Genomic DNA, 22,546 nt, shown 5'->3' with positions numbered 1-22,546 from the left:
CTCACACCTTGACAACCATAATTCCTGAAAATGAACGTTCAAGTGAACCACTGGACACAGAGCGACTGATATACCACCCCGATATGATACGTGCAAATGAGTGGGTACTTACGGAATACCAGCCCCCCACGAAGGATTTTTGCATTTTTGTACCCTGTGCCATGAGGAAGCCATATCACACCAGCCCCTCACACAAGATGTATGACCGCATTATCTTCGGCATACTCGAACAAGAGGATGCACATGTTGTAGTATTTGGCACCTGCGGAATCACGCCACGGGAGATAGATAACGAATACCCTTTCACTGATTATAAGTTCATGATGGGGAAGTGCAATGTCGCCAAGATAAAACGTGATTTCATCAAGATGGAAAGTGAGAGACTTGCAAAGTATCTGGAAAGAACACGCGATAACTACAAGCATCGAATTGCATATTGCATCGGCGACTTCAGGACGGCCATGGAAAAGGCAGTTGAAATGACCAACATTGACGTTGTCATTGTGCCTGACAGGAAGACGATGGAAGAGGTTGCTAACCCGAATAAGCGCTTTAAGTATGGAAGCCTCAGCCAGCGCCAGTATCTTCAGGACTTTTCAGACTCCATCACAAGTATACTGAATATCCCGGAACGTACCGTGGGAGTTCATGATGACCACTCAACTAACGATATGGACTGGTATCTTTTGTAAATACTTCCAGTAAATAAAGCAGACCACATGTGTAAATAATTAATAAATGTAAGTAAATAATTAAAGTGGTAATGCAAACAAAAAACAGCTGAATTATACTTAAAGTAAAAAAGGAAGGTACCTGAGAAGCACCTTTTCATTTATACGTTAATATCATTTCTCAAGATATGGCGACTGAGCAAGTACAGCCATACCACTATCAGAAATATTGAGCACCCTAACCTCGTTGATGGTGCCTGAACCTCTGAGCTTCATTACATAAATGGTACGCTGGAGGTTGCTTCCTATGATCTCGCGACCAAGTTTGACAACAGCATCTGCACCATATTCAACCATCTCATCCAGTCCGAACATAACACCAACGGTTACAAGAGCTGTAACATCACGTTTCCTGAAGATACCAAAGATATCATCGATCAATGTGCGCAGCTTGTAGTTGGACTCAATTGCGAGGAACATTGCTTCAATGGAATCGATGAACACACGATCAGGTTTTGTTTCCTCGATCTTGCTTTCCACCAGTTTCTTGAAGCTCTTGATAAGCTCTGTCGGAGCGATCTCCACACTCTTCTGGAGACGAAGGCTTGGGTCTGTGATGTCTACAAATACCAGTTTGCCTTCTGCGACCATGGAATCGAGATCCCATCCGAAGGATGCTTGCATTTCACGTACGAGAGATTTAGATTCCTCAGATGTGATGATGCACATCACGGTTTCGCCTTTTTCAATACCTTCCATCAGGAATTGGGTTCCAAAGATAGTTTTACCTGTACCGGACTTTCCGGAGACAACATTAGCAGTCCCTTTGAAAAATCCCCCACGTAACATTTCATCCAATCCACGAATTCCCGTGCTAACCCTTTCTTGAATTACTTCATCAGCCATCTTTACACCTGATAATATAGTTAGATCATGTCGATATTTTTAAAATAGAATCATGAGATCCTGACAGACATAATGAATACTTTTTCCCACTACTCATATAGACAAGCACCCATTAGTATCTGTGTTATCTATACCAGTATGCCTTGTTATGATATAAAAAATGATTTATTTCCACACAGATGATCAGAATTGAACCATCAATTCGACCATCGATCCAGCAATCAGTTCAAGCCTCAACACCGACATCCTCCTCCCTTACGATCTCAAGGAAAATATCACGATACATCAATTTCTCTATCGTTCGGGCAACATATCCACGGTGCTGATGTTTTTGAATATCTTCATTAAGGCGCATATCCGAATCGACCTGCACCCTTATAAGGCACAGCCTGAACTGTTCTGCATCCTTGATCTCCATCATATAGAACTTTTCCAGAAGGAAGGGGAGAAGGTATGGGTCATCTATTGCCTCACAAAGAAGAAGTTGCTCTTCAGGAATATTGTGAATATCAGTACCAGCAGCGACATTCCCCGTAACCAGCCTTACTGTTTGCATGGAATATTTTTTATCATCCAGAATTGCGAATTCAACCATATTTAATCTCCTTGAATATTAAAGATCATCTATTTTTAAGAATATCTTTACAGCGTTTCAGATCTTCCGCCGTATTTATGTTCAAAGCGATCTCAGGGTCTTCAAGCATATAATTATGATATTTCTGCTCCTCATTGATATGTTTTCCATCAAGAATATTGATCCCAGCAGGCACAATTAGCTTCCCACTCCAATTGAAGACCGTGTCCGGCCTTATCCCCACCTCACTGCAAAGAGAAAGAGGGATAAAAACTGACATGGATTCTTCCGCACATTCTTCATAAGCATCAATAATAGAATCCAATAATTCCGGCGTCACAAGAGGAAGGTCAGACATTATTATCATCACAGGACCCTTTATACCTGAACTCTCCACGGCATAGACCATATCCCCTACATAGTTGTCACCTGCCGTATTGATCTCCTGTATATGGTCACCATATTTCTCCCTCACAAGCTCTTCAGTAGCGGGCGTTGAAGGAGACACTGCTACGAATATGCGTTCGATGTGTGAAGACTTTTCCAGAGAATCGATAACGTAACTTATAAGAGGTTTACCAAGAAGTTCGACACATGGTTTTTCACCCATTCCAAGTCGAAGCCCCTGCCCGCCTGCCATTATAACAGCGTCCAAAGCAATCCTCCATTTCCATTATTGATAGCGATCACCATGAGAGTTATTGCGATCAGTACAATGATACGTGCGATCTCGTTTGCAGTTCCGATACAATCCCCGTTCACACCTTTGAAATGGCGGTTGGATATGTTAATTATAACAAATGCGGAAATTATGGCTGCCAGATATCCGATAATACCAATGGAACCGAAAGCCAGTACGCTTGCTACAATACCAAGTATGAAGGATACTACATATCTCGGGAAGGTCGTGCTGTTGATTATCATGGAACCAAGCCCTTCATGGATGGGTTTTCCAAATGCAGCAACCGTAAGCATCGCCTGCTTGGCACCGATCTCGGCCACAAGCAACGAGACTGCAAGCATTAACGCAGCATTATCAGAGAAGAATATGAGTTCAGCCTGAAGAGCAGAAATTGACGCATACAGAGCAAGCAATGCAAGAACTGCATAACCCACTCCCCCGATACCGAGGGCAACATCCTTGAGAGCTTTTATCTTCTTTTCAAGTGAACCGTGAGCAGTAGCCCCATCACCGAAATCTCCCAGGCCATCAAGATGGTTCAACCCCATAAGATAGTAGATAAATACCATGATAAGAATTGCACTGATCTGGTCCGGCATCACAGTCTCAGTAATAAAAGCAAAGACCCCGATCATAAGACCCAGGACCACACCTGCGAATGTCTGTAGATAGCTACGCTTTACCAGCTCATCAAACCCTTCCATCGTCATACCCACAGGTATAGTGGAAAGGAAACCAAAACTTGTCTTAAGAGCAAGCAAAAAATTGTTCATGCTGCTATCACACCACTTACATCTTTATTTTTACGTGACTTTTTTTCATTTTCAGCAGCTTCAGCCATACCCCTTGTATACATATTCGCGGAAACCCCGCCAATAAGACCACCGATGACATCGTCCATGAACGGACCTAACTTAGAGAGGATGCCGGGTTTTTGTTTGTCGAAACGCACGAACTCGAACATGCCTTTATCACCACTGATATACTTGGCAATGCTCATTCCGATTACCTCATCTGCGATGATGAATGTAAGGTCTTTCTCATAAGAACTCTTACTTATATTTGGCAGCTTACCTTTCTCACCATCCCTTTCCAGAAGGATGCCGGAATAGATCAGAAGGCAAAGGTTGGCATCAGATATGGCGATATCAAACTCCTTCCTGAAACGCTCTTCTGCGATCTCCCGAGTCTCCAGACCGGGATGCGGAGCATAAAGCTCAAGAGCAGTATCCACAAGCATCTTCACGGTTATACCTTCCTCCTCCAGTATATCGATGATATCGGAGGTGATCTCACCTTCCAGCTCTTTTGGCTGGTCCTTTTTCAGGTCCTGAGAGTCTATATCTGAAAGTTTCATAATGATCACTCACATGGTATGATTAGATGTAGTTGATTATAACTGAAATTATATAGATTAACACTGCAAACGAGATCACTGCAAGTATCGAGGCTGCAGCAATTACCAACGATGCTTGTTTTATATCTTCTGCCACAGGCATGGAAAAGTCCTTACCGATCACATAGGTATTCGGCTTCTCCAGACGCACACCGAGCACACCGGCCACAGAAGCCATCGGATAACCGGAATTTGGCGAAGAGCATGAACGACAGTCACTGGTAGCACACTTTATCGCACCACCATGGTCAAGTTTCTTCCCTTGCGAGACCATTCCCGCAAGGACAGATCCAAGAGTTATGTAAATAACACAGATACGTGCAGGGATCCAGTTGAGGACATCATCAGTCTTTGCCGAGAAGTATCCAAGGTCCCTGTGTTTCTCATCCATGTAGCCCACCATTGAATCGAGGGTGCTCACTGCCTTGAACGCGTATGCCCCTATCAGACCATAAGGCCCAAGGATCGCATAATAGAACAGAGGGCTTAAAATGCCATCCACGAAATTCTCCGAGCAGGTCTCAATCACAGAGGAAGATACCTGACCTTCGCTTAGCTGCGAAGTGTCCCTGCTGACGTACATGGACAACTTCTGACGTGCAGAAGGAAGATCACCTTTTACTAACTCAGTATTGACCTCGATACCAGCCTCTATAAGGCGGCGTATGGCAAAGGTGGACTTGAGGAAATAAGCTTCGATGAGAAGTACCACAAAGCCAGGCAGTATAGAGAGATTTGCAACCAGAAGTACAGCGTATCCGATCGATGATGCGAACAATATAACGACAAGGGCGAACAGCACACCATAAAGCTTCCTGTGTGTGGCAGGGGCTGATCTTTTGAAGAAACCGATCAGATTGCCTATCCAGACCACCGGATGCAGAGCTGTTGGAGGTTCTCCTATTAACAGATCAAATGCAGTTGCAAGAAGAAGTACCGATATGAGATGGTCAGTACCAGGAAGGAATGGTTCGATCATAGAAGAGGCTCCACGACCTTAGTCCATGCTTTTTTCAGTTTATCATCCATCTGACCTTCGCCGGAGAGTTCATTGAGGATCTTTTCCACAACATCCTTTTGATGAACCACAACACAGTCCTCACAGCTCCAGACCTTGCCGCCACTTGAGCGGTCTACCCATTTGCCCCCGGTTCGTTCATCCTCACACTTGTAGAATGGACAGAAACAGAATGTACAATCCTGACCAGGGAAATGATGACATGGATAGTACGGGCAATCAGTATTCGGACCCTGTGGCTTTGCATCCCCGCTTTCAAGCATACAGATAAGATCGGATCTTGCACTCTCTCGTGCTTTTTCAACGACAACCTTTCCGATAGCTCGTGAAAGCCGATCAGTCTCTTCCTTAGGCCTGACAGCTATCCTGACGTAATCCTTGCCCATGAACGGGAAGGAACTGCAATCCCTGATAAGCACCCCATGGGAAGCAAGACGTTCGGTCAGTTCGGTCGAATCAAATGAAGAATTGCTTATGTCTACAAGAATGTAATTGATCGTTGTATCTATCGGGATGAACTTGCGTATCCTTGAGATACGTTCTATGAGATATTCCCGGTCCTTCTTTATGGCTTCACGGGACTGAACAAGATAAGGACTGTTACATCCACCTTCCATGTTCATCAATGCAACACCGATCTCCTCAGGGATAGAACCAAGGTTCCAGGAAAGCCTTGAAGTATTAAGTGCTTCTGCCATTCTTTTTGAAGCTACACCAAAACCAATGCGGACCCCGGGAATTGCAAAATCCTTGGTCAACGAGCGAAGTATGAATAGATGATCATTGTCATCGACCATATCAGCAATGCTCTGGGACGGATCATCGGCAAGTTCAATGAAAGCCTCATCAACGAAAAGAAGGGTGTGATTCAGTTCGCACCTTCTCGCAAGGTCAAGAAGATCTTCCCTCTTACGTAATTTACCGGATGGGTTATTTGGATTGCACACAAAGAGGAGCTTTGCACTTTCAAGGATCTCATCCGAAAGTCCCATGACCTCCTCCTGCTTTATGTAGCGTACATCTGCCCCGGCAACTTTGCATTGCTGCTCATATTCTGCGAAAGTGGGGTGAGGTATGAGAACAATATCACCACGCTCCAGAACTGCTTCTGCTACGAGCCTTATGATCTCGCAGGAACCATTGCCCGGAACGATATTATCAACAGAAAGTCCGTTTCCAAGGAAATTTACCGCTGCAGAACGATATTCCAGATAGCGATTATCCGGATACTGGGCAAATCTCTGCGCTGCCCGCTCCATGACATCATCGAGGTCAAGACCGCCCGAAGGATGATCAAAGGGACTTCCCAGAGGATTGAGGCTGGCGCTCAGGTCCAGCATATCCGATTCAGGAATACCATAACGGTCAGCCATCTCACGAATAAGGCCTCCGTGAGCGGGACAGGCTAGTTCTACAACATGATCTTTAAGGGGGATTTGTTTTTTGTGCGACACGCTTATCGAATAATGTAAAGAACAGCAAATATATTAAGTTATTCAATTTAGGTTTCTTTAAAGGAATATGAGATTGAATTAAAACAGATGCTGCAACCAACAAATTTCTGAAGTAAAACAAGGAAAATAAAGAGAAAGCTAATCAGTTTGGTTTGATTCAACCACAACAAGCATTCATCTCAACAACATTTCCTCACATTTGTGAAGACTTTCCACCGAATCGACACTGATAGCAACCTCAGGAATAGCAACAAGGTAATCAGTATCTTTTTGTTCTACATCTATAGTTACTGAATCAAGGATATTTATCCCCACAGGTACAAGCATTTCACCCTTTTTATTGAAAACGGTACCCGGCCTCAACCCAAGTTCACGATACAGACCAATGGGAGCGTAGACAGACATGGCAGGGAAACCAACTTTATCATAGGCTTTTACCATCATATCAATATGTTCCGATGTTACCAGCGGGAGATCCGGCATCAACACCATCACGGGACCGGCGATCCCGGAATCCTTTACGGCATTTACCATATCACCCACATAATTGTCACCCGAGGTCCTGAGAATTGAAACCCTGTCCCGATAAGTTTCTTTCACACATTGTTCAGTGTCCGGAGAATAAGGGGACACCTGAACAAATACCCGGTCGATATGCATTGAACCAAGAAGTGAATCAAGAAGATAATTGATAAGTGGCCTATCCATGAGCATGACACATGCTTTCTCCTCCATACCCAACCTCTGCGTCAGGCCACCTGCCATAATGATAGCATCCATTTAAATTCTCCAGATTACAGAAGATCGGAAAACACGCCCAAATTTAGAGCCTGAAAAACCGATCAAAGATTGGGAACCATTATTTTATCCCAGGCTACTTTCAGGTTATCCTCGGTCTCAATGTCACGCATGAGGATCTTCAGAACATCCTGTACAATTTCTTTTCTGTGGATTATAGTACAACCCTCACAACTCCAGACCTTGCTGCCAGTGGTACTTTCTATCCAGCTACCCCCTGTGCGAGGATCCTCACATGGATAGAACGGACAGAAACAGAAAGTACAGTCCTGACATTGGAAGTGGCATGGATAGTATTCACAGGTATTTCTGGATGCAGGTTCACCGGATGCTGCACACTCAATGGTCTGCTTTAATTTCTCCTCGGCATAATCCTTTCCGGATTCGGTCAGAACATCCCCAATCGCCCGGATCAGATGATCGGTCTCGTCCCGGGTGCGAACTGCGATCCTTATGAAATCATTATCCAGCAAATAGAAAGAACTACAATCCCTTACAAGGATACCGTGGGATGCAAGCCGTTCTGTAAGTTCCACTGAATCCATCAGAAGTTCACTGATGTCAACAAGAACATAGTTCACAGTGCTTGGAAGGGGTTTAAAGCCATAGATGCCAGAAAGCCGCTCTACAAGATAGTCCCTCTCCTGCTCAATGAAACTGCGGGACTCTGCAAGGTATTTGCTGTAACACCCACCTTCCATCTCCAGAAGGGCAGTACCTACAACATCAGGAACAGAACCAAGGTTCCAGGAAAGTCTTGCAGTGTTCAATGCAACCGCCATCTTCTCAGATGCAACACCAAATCCCAGACGTATGCCAGGGATTGCAAAGTTCTTGGTTAGAGAACGAAGTACAAAAATATGATCATTTGTCGCAGCCATATCAGCCACGCTCTGCAAAGGGTCAGCAAGTTCGATGAAAGCTTCGTCGACGAACAGAAGAGTACCGTTTGCCTCACACCGCTTTGCAAGGTCAAGGATATCATCCCTTGGTATTAATTTGCCCGTAGGATTGTTAGGATTACAGACAAAGAGGATCTTTACATCATCCAGTGCCTCATCTGAGATATCCATCAGCCCTTCGTGCTCAAAGTAACGGATGTTCGCACCCATTATCCTGCACTGCTGCTCATACTCATCAAATGTTGGCTGTGGTATCCCCACAGTATCGTTCGTATCAAGCATACACTCTGCAACAAGGCGAATGGTCTCGCATGAACCATTACCGGGAATAATGTTCACAGCACTTACCCCATCACCCAAAAAGGATGCTGCAGCCTCCTTGTACTGGAGATAACGGTTATCAGGATAGTGATACATCCCCGGCTTCGAAGCGGCAAAGAGAGAAGACAGGTCAAGACCATATTCCGGATGATCGAATGGGCTGTCTAAGGGGTTCAGGCTTGCGCTCATATCTATGATATCCGACTCAGATATCCCGTATTCCTGTGATGCCTTTCGCACAAGACCACCATGCGATGCAGGCACAAGACCCACGATATGTTTTTTGAGAGGTAAACTTCTTTCATCTTCCAGATTCATCGTCACATTAATCGTGCTATGATATGAACAAAAGCTATATTAATTTATGTAAACTTTTCTTTAGAAACTCCGACATTGTATTTCCGAACAGTTTTTTTCGAAGAAACGGCATCTATAGCAAACATACCATACAATTACTAAAATTGGACAACTGCAAATGTTCACAGATATGAATTGCATAAAAAACAATTAATCCGAAATTGTTAAATATGGAACCCAGCAATGAGAGTGTATCAGTGGTTTCATTGGGTATTATATCCACCAAATGACTACCACGAATATGTAAGGAAAGCCAGAGTATCCATAACCATTTAGCATACACAATATGGAGACTTGATCATGTAGATCGAACGGACTCTAAATCCGTTCAGCCGGGTTAGATTCCCGGAGTTTCCGCCAGATGGACATGGCTTTCCATTAAAACATATAGCGCCATGATGTGACAAACATCGTGCGTAAGTAAAGGATGATGATAATATGAAGTACTTCGCAATAGGAGCATAGGCCTATGGAAAAGCAATTACTGGATGTTCTGGTCGGGCTCAACGGAGTCTGGCTATCGCGAAGCGGATTACTTCATGGGATAAGAGACTTTGATATCACAAGGAATCATATTCATATTGAAACCGAGTGTGGGGCACGGTTCACAGTAAGAAATTCCAGATCCAGCCGTTCTGCAAGATCCCTAAGGAACAATAAGTACCGCAAACCTTGCAAGCGCTGTCGTCCAAGTGACGAACAGATCAATCGTTTTGTCAAAAAGACCTTCAAAGAGAGAGGACAGACCGTTAGTGTGTTCTCCACAAAGAAGCCTACTCCCAAGAAGCCAAAACAAGCTGTTGTTAAATCCGTTTCAGTTTCTACACCAACTCCGACGACTACAAGTGAAGCAGCCCCTGCTACACCTGAGAACAAAGGAGCAAAAGACAACAACAAGCCGGAAGTGAAATATTCACCTTCCCAGATCGAGAGGCTGAAGACACTGATGGCGCCTGATGACAAGATCCCGGTGCAGGGAGAATTACCGGAATTCAAGGATCTTGAAAAGGAACTGATCCAAAGAAGGCGCAACGACCTCATATCAATGTATGAAGAGGACAGGGAAGATCGCCTCGGTAAACTTGAAAGGACGATAACCGCTTTCTTCGTGGAAAGAGGTTTCCTTGAGATCAAATCCCCGATAATGATACCATTCGAATATGTCGAAAGAATGGGTATCGATAAGGACGATCATCTCTACAAGCAGATATTCCGTGTAGGAGACAACATGTGCCTGCGACCAATGCTGGCACCCTGCCTGTACAATTACCTGCGCAAGCTGGACAAGGTACTTCCTGACCCCATAAGGATATTCGAGATAGGACCATGCTACCGCAAGGAATCCGATGGCAGCAGACACCTGGAAGAGTTCACGATGCTGAACTTCTGCCAGATGGGATCAAACTGCACAAGGGAAAACCTTGAAGGCATCATCAGCGAGTTCCTCGAGCATCTGGGAATAGAGTATCAAATAGAAGCAGATGACTGCATGGTCTATGGAGACACTATAGACATTATGCATGGTGACCTGGAACTTTCCTCAGCAGTTGTCGGACCTATTCCTCTTGACAGGGAATGGGGAGTCAACAAACCATGGATCGGAGCAGGTTTCGGATTGGAAAGATTGCTTAAGGTAAAGCATGACTACACCAACATACGCCGTGCAAGCAGGTCCGAACTGTACTACAACGGAATCAATACTAATCTGTGAGGTGAACATCTTGTTTAATAACATGGATAACGAAGACCTTGACAACTATGCAGAGCAGATCATAGACGGGTCAGAGTTGTCCGATGATGATATCAGGAGACTTCTTGAAACACAAAGCCCTGATGAAATTGAAAAGCTGCACTATGTGGCACGACGTATCAGGGACCATTTCTTCGGAAATAAGGTGTTCATGTACAGCTTTGTGTACTTCTCTACATACTGCAAGAACAAATGCACATTCTGTTATTATCGGAATGCAAATGAAATTGACAGATACCGTCTTAGCGTAGAAGATATCAGGAAGATCTGCCAGGTGATCAAGACAGAAGATGTGCACATGGTCGACCTCACAATGGGAGAAGACCCATACTTCCACAACAAACCTGAACGACTGGCAGAGTTTGTCAGGACCGTGAGGGAAGAGGTCGGAAAGCCGATCATGATATCCCCCGGAGTTGTTGACAACGATACCCTTGAAATGCTCAGGGACAACGGTGCTAATTTCCTTGCCTTGTATCAGGAAACATATGACATGGAACTGTACAAGCAACTAAGGGTCGAGCAATCATTTGAAGGCAGGATCAATTCAAGGAACCATGCTAAAAGGATCGGCTATTGTGTTGAGGACGGCATCCTGACAGAGGTCGAGCCAGACATTGAATCCACGATCATATCATTAAGGGGACTGGCAACATCCAATCCAGACATGGTGCGTGTGATGACATTCCTCCCACAGCAGGGAACACCACTGGAAGGAAAGGAAATAAGGGACAGCTCATCAGAGCTGAAGATCATCTCAATACTCCGCCTGCTCTACCCGGACAAGCTTATTCCAGCATCACTTGACCTTGAAGGGATCGATGGAATGGTTCACAGGCTCAACGCAGGAGCAAACGTGGTCACATCCATAATATCTTCCAACTCATCCCTCGAAGGTGTCGTGAACTACGACAGGGAACATGCCGAGAGGGACAGGGATGTCAAGAGCGTAATCGCCAGACTGAAGACAATGGGCATGGAGCCCGCCGAACAAAGCGAGTTCGAGAAGTTGTTGGGGCGATAGGATGACGACGATCTGTTTAATAGGAGGCAAGCTACAGGGATTCGAAGTGAACTACCTTGCCAGGAAAGCGGGGATGAATGTTGTTCTGATAGACCGGAACGAGAAGCCCCTTATCAGCAATGTTGTTGACGAATTCTACTGTTTTGACATAATTGAGGAACCGGAAAAGTTCATCGACATCTCAAGGGAAGTCGATGCCATAATACCGGTAAATGAGAACCTTAATACCCTGAACTTCATAAGGGATATCAGCAGCAAGCTGGATTGTCCCATTCTTTTTGATTTTGATGCATACCACATCAGTATGGACAAGAACAGGTCCAAGGAATATTTTGTATCAATAGGAGTACCAACTCCGGATGACAAACCATCCCAACCACCATATTTTGTAAAACCTCCCTGTGAAAGCAGCAGCATCGGAACCAAGATAATCTACGACGATAGTGAACTTGAAGGGATCGACCCTTCCATGATGATCGAGGAATATCTGGAAGGCGATGTTGTATCACTGGAGATCATCGGTGATGGCAAGCATTTTGCAGTGGTGAAGGAAACAAAGGTACATATCGATGATACCTACGATTGTCATATGATTACGCCTATCGACCACGACCCTGAATTCAGGCAGATATCATACCAGCTTGCTGCCAACCTCAACCTGAAAGGTATCATGGATGTAGAGGCGATAGCTTCCGACAGGGGACTTAAAGTTCTCGAGATCGATGCCCGTTTCCCAAGCCAGACACCAACGGCCGTATACCATTCAAGTGGCATCAACCTTGTAGAGATGCTGATGCAGGCATTTACTGATGGCGTAACTGAGATAGAAAAAGCACCTGAAAAAGGATACTGTATCTTTGAGCACTTATTACTGAAAGAGGGGGAACTCATACCCGTTGGAGAACACGTCCTGTCCATGGGAAACAGCTATGACCTATTCCATGAGGAGAACGAACTTGAAATATTCAGGTCTGACGGGAAGGATACTGTATTCACCCTCATCTCGAAAGGCATCGATGAAGAGGAAGTACAAGTCGTACGTAACAGAGGAATTGCATATATCGGACAACATTATGGATTTTAAGAGGTAATCACTATGGCACTATTGACACCTGAAGACCTGGAAGACCTGTTGAACAAGCTCAACATGAACAATAACATCATCAAAGAAGCCACCGGAATGGATATTGCACAGATGTGTGAAGCCGTCTATGGTACGACCCCCAGCTCCCAGAAAGTAGGGATCGTACCCATAACTTCCGGAAACGGCATAATCGGGAATTTCTCAGCATCCCTGCTTGCAATAACCGAATATTTCGGTCTTGAAGGTTTTATTACCGAACATCCTGACATAACAGGATACCATCAGGCAGTAGCAGGTGGTGCAGACATCATACTAATGGCAGATGACCACATTTTCATTGCCCATAACCTTAGGAACGGTAAGATAGCAACCAACCATGTATGCACCGGCGTGATCTACTCGGAAATAGCTTCAAGATACAAGCACACTGATTCAAAGGATGTACTGGTCATAGGTCTTGGACGTGTGGGTTATGCCGGCGCGTCACATCTTGTAGAAAAGGGATTCAACGTATATGCTTGTGATCCGAACACCGATTTCATGAACAAGGCAATTGAAGAGCTTGGCGTGAAGGCATATGATGTTGACAAACCAAGGAAGTTCTCAATGGTCTTTGAGGCAACACCAAATGCAAATACCATATCAGAAGGAATGATCGCAGAACGCTGTCTTGTATCAACGCCCGGGATCCCATGCGCCCTACCGGATGAACTTGTTGAAAAGTATGATATCGACCTTGTAATGGAACCACTGGTAATTGGAGTAGCAGCAATGCTCTATTCAGTTTTCTAAGAAGTTACTAAAATAGGCGTTATGCTTTGGCAGGAAAAAAATGCCTGCTAAAAACATGCCTGAAATCAACATAATAAATCCATAATACTTGTCTAATGCGACTATTGCAGTTGATTTTTTCCAAACAAAAAGGTATATATATGGCAAATACATAGCGTATGTACCTTTCTAGCGATTATAAAGGATTTAAAGTAAGGAGAATGTAAATGTCCGAATACACACAGAAGGAAAGATTAATCCGCGTACTGAATGGAGAGAAAGTTGACAGAATGCCAGCTATCTGTGTCACACAGACCGGAACAGTAGACCAGATGGAAAAAATCGGTGTTTTCTGGCCAGAAGCAAACTATGATGCGGCACAGCTTGCTGCACTCGCAGAAGCAGGTCACACAGAAATCGGTTTCGAAGCAATCCGTGTCCCATTCGACATCACCGCAGAAGCAGAGTTCTTCGGCAGTGGAATCAAGGACGGTACAAAGGTACAGCAGCCATCCGTCATCACCCACGTTGTAAACAGCCTCGACGACCTCAAGCAGTTCGAAGGATACGATGTTACAGACACAAGCAAGAGAACATCCGTAGTCCTCGAGTCAATCAAGATCCTCGCTGACAAGTATGGAGAAGAAGTCCCAATCATCGGAAGTATGATCGGTCCTTTCTCACTTGCACAGCACATCACCGGTGACTCCTGGTTTATGGACATCATGACAAAGGAAGCATACGGTCTTGAGATCATGGAGTTCACAACCGACTTCGCAATCAAGTACGCACTCGCACAGGTCGACAACGGCGCAAGCGTATTCTCCATCATTGACCCAACAGCAAGCTACCAGCTTATCGGTGCAGACTTCTACGCAAAGTTCGTAGTACCATTCCACCAGAAGCTCATTGACGCACTCCACGAGCGTGGTGTACCAGCTGTACTCCACATCTGCGGTGACACAACCGAAGGTCTTGCACTCATGGAAACCTGTGGTGTAGACGCAATCAGTGTTGACCAGAACGTTAACGCAGCAACAGCAGTCAGCAAAGTCGAGAAGGCACTCATCGTAGGTAACCTCGACCCAGTCAACTGCCTCTGGAACACAGACGTCGCAAACGTCAAAGCAGAGTCCGAGAGAGTACTCAAGGAACTCGATGGCAAGGGACTTCTCGCACCTGGCTGTGGTATCGTAAGCCAGACCCCAACCGAGAACCTCCAGGCAATGATCGAAGTAGCAAAGACTTGGACATACTAATTGTCCAATTCTTTTTTTCTTTAATTTCTTTTTTTAATTCGTTAAGTATTTGAACTTTATTTTGTCCGTAGTATATCTTCTGCAAATTAATTCTGTTTGAACTTTTTATTTGGTTTTATTCTATTCTGAGCTTCACCCTTAGCTTATCCATATTCATTACATTTTTATCGGCATCCTTCAAAATCAAAAATTGACTATCATCAGGATCCATTCGGATACACAGGATTTCAGAGATCCAGATCCAGCCCTATAGAAACAGGAATACATCAGAAAGTGTTTTTTAAAAGATGGAAATGTACAGATGAGAGTAAATATATCAATGTTTCCCATCAACTTTAAATACTTCATCGTATATGAGCATAATACATCAAAATTAAAAATATACGAGGTAAAAAGATGAAAGTATGCGTACCTTCTGCAAAAACTGGTGGATTGGAAGATAATGTCGGACAGCACTTTGGAATGGTTCCGGTCTATACTGTACTGGATACAGAAACAGATGAGGTCCAGATCGTAGAGAACACAAGCCAGCACAACGGAGGCGTTGGACTGCCACCGGAACTACTATCAGAAGCAGGTGTCCATGTAATGCTTTGTGGAGGACTTGGAACAAAAGCTGTTAACATGTTCTCGGAATTTGGGATCGAGGTCTTCGTTGGAGCACAGGGAACTGTAGAAACAGCGATCGGCGATTGGAAAGAAGGCAACCTTGCAAGTCCAAACAGTGAGAATGTCTGCCAGGGACACGATCACGACCATGATCACCAACACTGAATGATATCATGAAGATTGCCATAGCAAGCGGAAAAGGCGGTACCGGCAAAACTACCGTAGCTGTGAACCTTGCCCTTTCGCTTCAGGACGCTCAGTTAATAGACTGTGACGTTGAAGAACCAAACTGCAACCTGTTCCTCAATAAGGAACTGGATCAGCTCACAGAAGTAACATCCATGATCCCTGAAATTGTGGAAGAGAACTGCACATATTGTAAGAAATGTTCTGACTTCTGTCGTTTCAACGCGATCGCAACCCTCCCGAACAAGATCCTGACGTTCCCGACATTATGCCACAGCTGCGGAGGATGCATTATGGTCTGTCCTGAAGGAGCCATACAGGAACATGAGATAGTCACAGGGATCATAAGGAAAACTTCCGGAGATGATAAAAAAAGCCCTGAACTCTACGAAGGTTTACTGGACATCGGACAAACTATGGCATCACCTGTGATCAGTGAGCTTAAGAAGAACATCGATCCTGACAAGACAGCCATCATTGATGCACCGCCAGGAACCGCATGTCCGGTCCTGACAACACTTGAGGATGTTGACTACTGCATCCTTGTTACAGAACCCACTCCTTTTGGATTGCATGACCTGAAGCTGGCAGTGGAAGTAGTTCGAACACTTGAGATCCCACACGGGATAATCATCAACAGAAGTGGTAGCGGTGATAATAGTGTTGAAGATTTTTGCATGAGCGAAAATGTAGAGATACTGATGAAGATACCACATGACACAAAGATAGCGCAATTGTATTCGGAAGGGATACCATTTGTGCAGGAAATGGAACATTGGAAAGAAAAGTTCATACAACTCTACAGCTCGATACAGGACAGATATGGCAGGGAGATAGAAGCATGAAGCAACTTGTGATCATCAGCGGCAAAGGAGGAACAGGGAAGACCACGATCACCGCTGCAATTGCATCAATGGCAGAGAATGCCATAATTGCGGACTGTGATGTTGATGCTCCGAACCTGCACCTGGTCCTGGAGCCTGAGATAATTGAGACCTCCGATTTCTACGGAATGGACATTGCACATATCGATACTGAAAAGTGTACCGGCTGCAACGTGTGTATCGAGAATTGCAATTTTGATGCTATCCATACAGACCATTCCATAAACAGTTGCAAATGCGAAGGTTGCGGGGTCTGTGAATATGTTTGCCCTGAAAATGCTATCAAGATGATAAATAACCCATCCGGAAGTGTTTTTGATTCCATGACCAGATATGGTCCAATGGTACATGCAGAGCTCATGATCGGGGAAGAAGCAAGCGGAAAATTGGTAACTGCAGTAAAAGAACATGCAGTATCACTTGCCAATGAGAAGGAGGCCGAGCTTATAATATGTGACGGACCACCCGGAACCGGATGCCCCGTAATAGCAGCCATTACCGGTGCAGACCTTGCTCTTATTGTCACAGAACCGAGCTTATCCGGAATACACGATCTGGAAAGGATCATACAGGTAACTGACCACTTCAGGATACCGGCAATCGTCTGTATTAATAAATATAACATCAATGAAGGGAACACAAAGCAGATCGAAAGTTCCTGTGAGGAAAATGGCATAATGGTAGCAGGAAAACTTCCATATGATACAGTTCCGAACAAAGCGATGATCGGTAAAAAGACCATCATTGAATATGAAGACAATGAGTTCTCAGAAAAACTCCGGAACATCTGGAGAACGGTAAGGTCAGAGCTCTGTGAAGGTCAATGATCCGGAAAACAGATTAACTTTTAAGAGGTGAACAGGTCATGAAATGTGCGTCCTGTGATACAAGAAGATGCAGACAGGGAAAAGATTGCACTCCAAGAGAAGTACAACCGGAATATGCTTCAGAAGACCTTGAGATGATGAAAGCAGCTTCAAAGATAGAGGCGAACTTCTACATGGAGAAAACAAGGCTTGAAGAGCTGGTCCTTTTTGCAAAAGAAATGGGATATCGTAAGCTTGGGGTCGCTTTTTGCGTGGGGCTTGAGAACGAGGCCAGAACCTTTTGTAAGATACTTGAAAAGGACTTCATTGTTGAATCCGTCTGCTGCAAGATATGTGGCGTAGACAAGGAAGAATACGGACTGGACAAGATAAGAGAAGGCAGGGAAACTACCTGCAACCCCATTGCACAGGCAATGATGCTCAACCGTGCAGGTACCGAACTTAACATCATCGTAGGACTCTGTATGGGTCATGACATATTGTTTAACAAGCATTCTGAAGCACCTGTTACTACATTCATTGTAAAGGACCGGATACTCACACATAATCCTGCAGGAGCACTTTATTCCGGATATTACCTGAAGAAACGTTTCGGCTTGGAGAAAATTTGATGGAAATTACCATTGTCTATGACAATGAAGCAAAGACTGGTCTCAAAAAGGGCTGGGGATTTTCTTGTTATATCGAAACCGAAGACCGGAAAATACTCTTTGACACCGGATGGAACGGTTGTGCTTTAAGGAACAATCTTTCAACACTTAACATCCCGATCGAGGATATCGACATCCTTGTACTTTCCCACCAGCACTGGGACCATATCGGAGGTGTTCCGGAAATACTGGATGCTAACCCTGACCTCGATATTTATGCCCCTGCATCATTTTCAGAGAAACTTAAAAATGAGATGTCAGCTCATTCAACCTTACACGAGATCACCGAAAAATGCAGGATATGCAACAACGTCTTTTCTACAGGTGAACTCGGGAATGGGCCGAAGGAGCAGTCACTGATCCTCAAAACGGATACCGGGATATATGCTATTACAGGCTGTGCACACCCGGGACTGGAAGCTATCGTAGGAGCAGCAGCAGCAGAAGGGGATGTCCATGGCATCATCGGAGGATTGCATGATAGCCAGGAATACAATATGCTGAATGGACTGAAATTCATAGGTGCCGGACATTGCACATCGAATATTGATACCATCAGAACAAGATTCCCGAATGCTTTTGTGCCTATTGCAGCAGGGTCCCGTTTCAAGCTCTGAATTGCCCGATCGTGCACATCCAGATGACTGAAAGCTTACATGATGCAGAAGTATATCAAACAGTGAGAACATATTCTTTCAGAGAAAAGGTGAGAATATGAAAATTGCTATACCCAGCACGGAAAAAGGCGGATTGGATGATGACATCGAACTCCATTTCGGAAAGGCTGCAACATATACGATCTACGACAGCGAAACAGAGGAAGTTGAGATCATTGAGAACACGAGTGTCCACGTGGGCGGGAAGGGGCTTCCACATGAACTGCTGGTCAAGAATGGAGTTGATATCGTCCTGTGTTCCGGGGTCGGTCAGAAGATCGTTGACCTGCTGAACAAGAAGGACATTGACATTTTCGTGGGTGCTGATGGTACGGTACAAGAAGCCATTAATTCCTGGAAAGCAGGGGATCTCTACCGACCAAAGAGCATAAACCTGAGCAAGGATCGCGGATTCGGGCTGACACAGCATAGCCTTTGAGAGGAAGAACAACGTTTGACCAGAAAAATATCCATGAAAGAGAAAACACAAGTAAATGTAACTCTTTTGTATTTTTTCTATATACGCGTTCTAAACTTTATAAACACACACAATAATATATAAATACTATTATTTTTATTATGTGTTGCTAACGATTTGATTAATTATATTTTAATAATATTATATTACCAAGTTCGGAATTAGCCAACAATATATGTTCCCTTTGAATTTTCCAACAATCGGGAACAATCAGGATTTGTTCTTATGCGACCTGTTACAATAATTACACTGACAATATTAATATTTTGTATAGCTAATGTTGCACTTGCTGCATCTGAGATCAATGATTCACCTCCAATAAATGAAACTATAAGTCCAGCACCAGAGTTGGCTCCACTTAATCCGGCATTCATTGAGTATATGGAAAAACTGGAAGAAAATAAGGATAATCAGGACTTCATAACATCATCCTCGCTAAGCACAAACGGATCAACAGAGGAAAGATATCCCGTAAATGGCCTGATCCCATCACCGGTTGGCAATTCACATATAGACAGAACCTATTCATCCGATGCAAATGATATTTTCTTTTTATCAGCATCTGAAGAAACCTTACTTTCATATTACGATCTTCGCAATGAGAGCAGAGTAACTCCTGTACGAGACCAGGGACAATCAGGAAGTTGCTGGGCACATGCAGTATACGCATCCCTTGAATCATGCATGATCCCTAATAACGGGGTTCATGATTTTTCCGAAAATCATATGAAGAATCTAATGTCAAATAATTACCCCGAAGGTTTTGACTATGAAGAGGGTGGAACTGCTGGGATGGCAGTTGCATATCTGTCCCGCTGGACCGGACCAGTCAATGAATCTGATGATCCGTATGATGATACATCAATTTATTCTGATACCAATATCCCTGAGAGAAGACATGTCCAGGAAGCCATATTTCTTCCGGAGAGGGATTATGAAACTTCACATGATGATGATTTTTTGAAAAATGCAATCATGGAATATGGGGCAATATACTCTCCTTTCCGTGTCAATTGGACTGGATTTGATGACAACTCTCTGACTTACTATTATAATGACACGAATTATATAGGAGGTCACGCTGTTGCCCTGGTGGGTTGGAACGATTCCTATCCAAAGGAAAAATTTAACATCACGCCTCCTGAAGACGGTGCTTTTATATGTAAGAACAGTTGGGGCACCAGTGTTGGTGATGAAGGGTATTTCTACATATCATATTATGAAACATCATTTGAGCCCAGAGCAGTCTTTGTAGGTGCGGAGGAGGTGGATAATTACGATAATATCTACCAATATGACCCCTTGGGACATGTACGTAATTTCGGGTATCTAAATACTACAACTAATGTTTCATGGGCTGCAAATATTTTCACAGCAGACTCAGATCAATATCTGAATGCTGTCAGTTTCTACACACCGGATGAGATGACAGACTATGGACTATACATACATAAGAATCCAGATCAGAGACCTATTAACTCCACCGGCCATGTATATTCCACATCAGGCACCATTGAGTACGCAGGATACCATACAATCGACTTAAGTAATCCTATAAAATTAGAACAAGGTCAGGACTTTTCTGTTGTAATTAAATTTACGGATCCGGATTATGCGTATCTTGTTGCAATAGAACGTCCAATTGATGGCCACAGCAGCAAAGCAACCGCCAATCCCGGTGAAGGTTACATCAGTCCAAATGGAACTTCATGGGCCGACATAACAACTGATTATGAAAATACAAGCATCTGCATCAAAGCATTTACTGATGATCCACATGTTGATGAGATCATACTTGATCCGGTAAATGATACCACATATGCAGGAGAAAATCTACATTTCAACGAGGAAGCATTCGACCAGTACAATAGTCCAATTGATGCTAATGTTGTCTGGAGTTCTCAGAATGAGACTGTTGGCACCATCGATGCAATCTCAGGACTGTTCACTGCAAACACTGCGGGAAACACCACAATATCAGTGACCAATGGTAGTGTGACAAACTCAACGAATATTACTGTCCTTGAAAGACCCTTATTTACCATAGAAATGGATGAACCACAGGAAGGTTACAACTATAGTACAGATTCAATATGTCTGAACGTATCTGCAAATTTAGATGTGGCAATATGGACATATAACATCAATGCCACAGGCATTCAACCGTTTGATCCCAACACCACATTATCTCTTCCTGATGGTGAACATAACCTGACAGTTATTGCTAAAGATACAATCGGCAATATGGCATCAGTGATGGCTAATTTCAGTATTGATACGACAGCACCTATTGTAACTATAGAACGTCCTCAAAACACAACATACACCTCAAATACAGTCAACCTGAACGTATCTGCTGATGAGGATGTACATACATGGATGTACAACATCAATTCCACAGGCAATCATACATTTACCCCAAACATTACACTAACTTTGCCAGAAGGTAAACATACTGTCACCGTGTTCGCCAACGATACAGTAGACAATGTGGGATTTGCACATACAAATTTCACAATAGACCTCCCTAACCCACGTAAAACCAGCTCATCCTCATCCGGAGGAGGTTCAGGCAACACCGGTGAAGCCTTCGGGAATATTGCACTGAAAGAAGTGAAGACCATATTTAACAATAAAGATTCAAAGATTATCTATCACTTCGAAGAGGAAGATGACAAGATAGAGTACATTGGGTTCTATTCATTGAAGAACTCAGGAAGAATATCAGCAACTATCGAAGTTCTTAACGGAAAATCAACACTTGTTACCGAAAATCCACCAGGCATAGCCTATCAGCACATGAATATTTGGGTTGGGAAAGCAGGTTTTGCAACAGAGACCAATATTGTGGACCCGGTCATTGGGTTCAGGGTCAGCAAGTCATGGATCGTTGAAAATGATATTAATGAAACAACAATAACATTATGCAGGAATCATGATGGAAAATGGACACAGCTTTCTACCACGATACTCAACGAAGATATGGAATATATCTACTTTGAAGCCACAACCCCCGGATTTTCACCTTTTGCCATTGTTGGCTCTGCACAGCAAGCAGAAGTTACAGATCCAAGTTCGGAATTAACGGATGTAACGGTGAGAAACAACACAGTGGAATCAAACACAGAAACAGCATCTGAAAGCATGTCTCTTCCACTACTGTCAAATGGTATATTGATGACAATATTAGGATGTGCTTATCTGGCATTGAGAAAGCGAAGCTGATACTTCACTTTCTCTTCAAATATTTGACCATAAACTGGTACTTTAGAAAACTCGGACGTATAGT

At 43.9% G+C, this 22,546-nt stretch carries 22 protein-coding genes; 13 read left to right on the top strand and 9 right to left on the bottom strand.

The annotated features are described in order from the left end of the window. The first annotated feature begins 8 nt into the window (after window positions 1-8). On the top strand, window positions 9-692 hold the full coding sequence (locus LI82_RS03860; protein WP_048193617.1) for a DUF5591 domain-containing protein: 684 nt from the start codon (window positions 9-11) through the stop codon (window positions 690-692). Window positions 693-845: 153 nt separating this feature from the next. On the opposite strand, the gene LI82_RS03855 is transcribed toward LI82_RS03860, so the two are convergent. From LI82_RS03855 to cobD (LI82_RS03815), 9 genes are all read right to left on the bottom strand, one after another. Continuing rightward, complete coding sequence (locus tag LI82_RS03855; protein WP_048193616.1) at window positions 846-1,577, bottom strand: RAD55 family ATPase; 732 nt, start codon at window positions 1,575-1,577, stop codon at window positions 846-848. 226 nt (window positions 1,578-1,803) lie between these two features. Continuing rightward, window positions 1,804-2,172 (bottom strand): hypothetical protein, encoded by a 369-nt coding sequence (locus tag LI82_RS03850; protein WP_048193615.1) that lies wholly within the window; start codon window positions 2,170-2,172, stop codon window positions 1,804-1,806. A gap of 25 nt (window positions 2,173-2,197) precedes the next feature. Beyond that, window positions 2,198-2,806 carry an NTP transferase domain-containing protein gene (locus LI82_RS03845; RefSeq protein WP_048193614.1) on the bottom strand — a complete coding sequence of 203 codons (609 nt, stop codon included), beginning with the start codon at window positions 2,804-2,806 and terminating at the stop codon, window positions 2,198-2,200. After that, window positions 2,791-3,606 (bottom strand): adenosylcobinamide-GDP ribazoletransferase, encoded by an 816-nt coding sequence (gene cobS / locus LI82_RS03840; RefSeq protein ID WP_048193613.1) that lies wholly within the window; start codon window positions 3,604-3,606, stop codon window positions 2,791-2,793. The genes LI82_RS03845 and cobS overlap by 16 nt, the downstream gene beginning before the upstream one ends. Continuing rightward, window positions 3,603-4,190, bottom strand: a complete 588-nt coding sequence (cobZ, locus tag LI82_RS03835) for an alpha-ribazole phosphatase CobZ (RefSeq protein WP_048193612.1) — start codon at window positions 4,188-4,190, stop codon at window positions 3,603-3,605. The genes cobS and cobZ overlap by 4 nt, the downstream gene beginning before the upstream one ends. Before the next feature lie 22 nt (window positions 4,191-4,212). Then, entirely contained in the window at window positions 4,213-5,208 is a 996-nt protein-coding gene (locus tag LI82_RS03830; RefSeq protein ID WP_048193611.1) for a cobalamin biosynthesis protein, read from the bottom strand. Then, window positions 5,205-6,701 (bottom strand): threonine-phosphate decarboxylase CobD, encoded by a 1,497-nt coding sequence (gene cobD / locus LI82_RS03825; RefSeq protein WP_048193610.1) that lies wholly within the window; start codon window positions 6,699-6,701, stop codon window positions 5,205-5,207. Before cobD (LI82_RS03825) ends, LI82_RS03830 begins: the two co-directional genes overlap by 4 nt. Window positions 6,702-6,875: 174 nt before the next feature. Beyond that, window positions 6,876-7,481, bottom strand: coding sequence for an NTP transferase domain-containing protein (locus LI82_RS03820; protein ID WP_048193609.1), 606 nt, complete (start codon window positions 7,479-7,481; stop codon window positions 6,876-6,878). 62 nt (window positions 7,482-7,543) lie between these two features. Then, window positions 7,544-9,040 carry a threonine-phosphate decarboxylase CobD gene (gene cobD / locus LI82_RS03815; RefSeq protein ID WP_201770294.1) on the bottom strand — a complete coding sequence of 499 codons (1,497 nt, stop codon included), beginning with the start codon at window positions 9,038-9,040 and terminating at the stop codon, window positions 7,544-7,546. A gap of 508 nt (window positions 9,041-9,548) precedes the next feature. Between cobD (LI82_RS03815) and pylS the strand changes: the two genes are divergently transcribed. From pylS to LI82_RS12385, 12 genes are all read left to right on the top strand, one after another. Then, complete coding sequence (gene pylS / locus LI82_RS03810) at window positions 9,549-10,790, top strand: pyrrolysine--tRNA(Pyl) ligase (protein ID WP_048193608.1); 1,242 nt, start codon at window positions 9,549-9,551, stop codon at window positions 10,788-10,790. A gap of 22 nt (window positions 10,791-10,812) precedes the next feature. Then, complete coding sequence (gene pylB / locus LI82_RS03805) at window positions 10,813-11,853, top strand: methylornithine synthase PylB (RefSeq protein WP_048193607.1); 1,041 nt, start codon at window positions 10,813-10,815, stop codon at window positions 11,851-11,853. 1 nt (window position 11,854) lies between these two features. Continuing rightward, window positions 11,855-12,937 carry a 3-methylornithine--L-lysine ligase PylC gene (gene pylC, locus LI82_RS03800; RefSeq protein ID WP_048193606.1) on the top strand — a complete coding sequence of 361 codons (1,083 nt, stop codon included), beginning with the start codon at window positions 11,855-11,857 and terminating at the stop codon, window positions 12,935-12,937. Between the two features lie 12 nt (window positions 12,938-12,949). Further along, window positions 12,950-13,729, top strand: coding sequence for a 3-methylornithyl-N6-L-lysine dehydrogenase PylD (gene pylD, locus LI82_RS03795; protein ID WP_048193605.1), 780 nt, complete (start codon window positions 12,950-12,952; stop codon window positions 13,727-13,729). 206 nt (window positions 13,730-13,935) lie between these two features. Further along, on the top strand, window positions 13,936-14,967 hold the full coding sequence (gene mtbA, locus LI82_RS03790) for a methylcobamide:CoM methyltransferase MtbA (RefSeq protein ID WP_048193604.1): 1,032 nt from the start codon (window positions 13,936-13,938) through the stop codon (window positions 14,965-14,967). A 396-nt stretch (window positions 14,968-15,363) separates the two neighbouring features. Then, entirely contained in the window at window positions 15,364-15,741 is a 378-nt protein-coding gene (locus LI82_RS03785; protein ID WP_048193603.1) for a NifB/NifX family molybdenum-iron cluster-binding protein, read from the top strand. A gap of 8 nt (window positions 15,742-15,749) precedes the next feature. Further along, the gene (locus tag LI82_RS03780) at window positions 15,750-16,607 is read left to right on the top strand and encodes an ATP-binding protein (protein WP_048193602.1); all 858 of its coding nucleotides are present in this window, start codon (window positions 15,750-15,752) and stop codon (window positions 16,605-16,607) included. Continuing rightward, window positions 16,604-17,473, top strand: a complete 870-nt coding sequence (locus LI82_RS03775; protein ID WP_048193601.1) for an ATP-binding protein — start codon at window positions 16,604-16,606, stop codon at window positions 17,471-17,473. The genes LI82_RS03780 and LI82_RS03775 overlap by 4 nt, the downstream gene beginning before the upstream one ends. A gap of 38 nt (window positions 17,474-17,511) precedes the next feature. Continuing rightward, window positions 17,512-18,084 (top strand): DUF1847 domain-containing protein, encoded by a 573-nt coding sequence (locus LI82_RS03770; protein WP_048193600.1) that lies wholly within the window; start codon window positions 17,512-17,514, stop codon window positions 18,082-18,084. Beyond that, complete coding sequence (locus tag LI82_RS03765) at window positions 18,084-18,740, top strand: MBL fold metallo-hydrolase (RefSeq protein WP_052402707.1); 657 nt, start codon at window positions 18,084-18,086, stop codon at window positions 18,738-18,740. The genes LI82_RS03770 and LI82_RS03765 overlap by 1 nt, the downstream gene beginning before the upstream one ends. A 97-nt stretch (window positions 18,741-18,837) precedes the next feature. Next, the gene (locus tag LI82_RS03760; RefSeq protein ID WP_048193598.1) at window positions 18,838-19,218 is read left to right on the top strand and encodes a NifB/NifX family molybdenum-iron cluster-binding protein; all 381 of its coding nucleotides are present in this window, start codon (window positions 18,838-18,840) and stop codon (window positions 19,216-19,218) included. Window positions 19,219-19,482: 264 nt separating this feature from the next. Next, the gene (locus LI82_RS12385; protein WP_052402705.1) at window positions 19,483-22,482 is read left to right on the top strand and encodes a PGF-pre-PGF domain-containing protein; all 3,000 of its coding nucleotides are present in this window, start codon (window positions 19,483-19,485) and stop codon (window positions 22,480-22,482) included. Window positions 22,483-22,546: the final 64 nt, after the last annotated feature.

The organism is Methanococcoides methylutens (assembly GCF_000765475.1).
Lineage (GTDB): Archaea > Halobacteriota > Methanosarcinia > Methanosarcinales > Methanosarcinaceae > Methanococcoides > Methanococcoides methylutens.
This window is presented reverse-complemented; position numbering and strand designations above follow the sequence as displayed.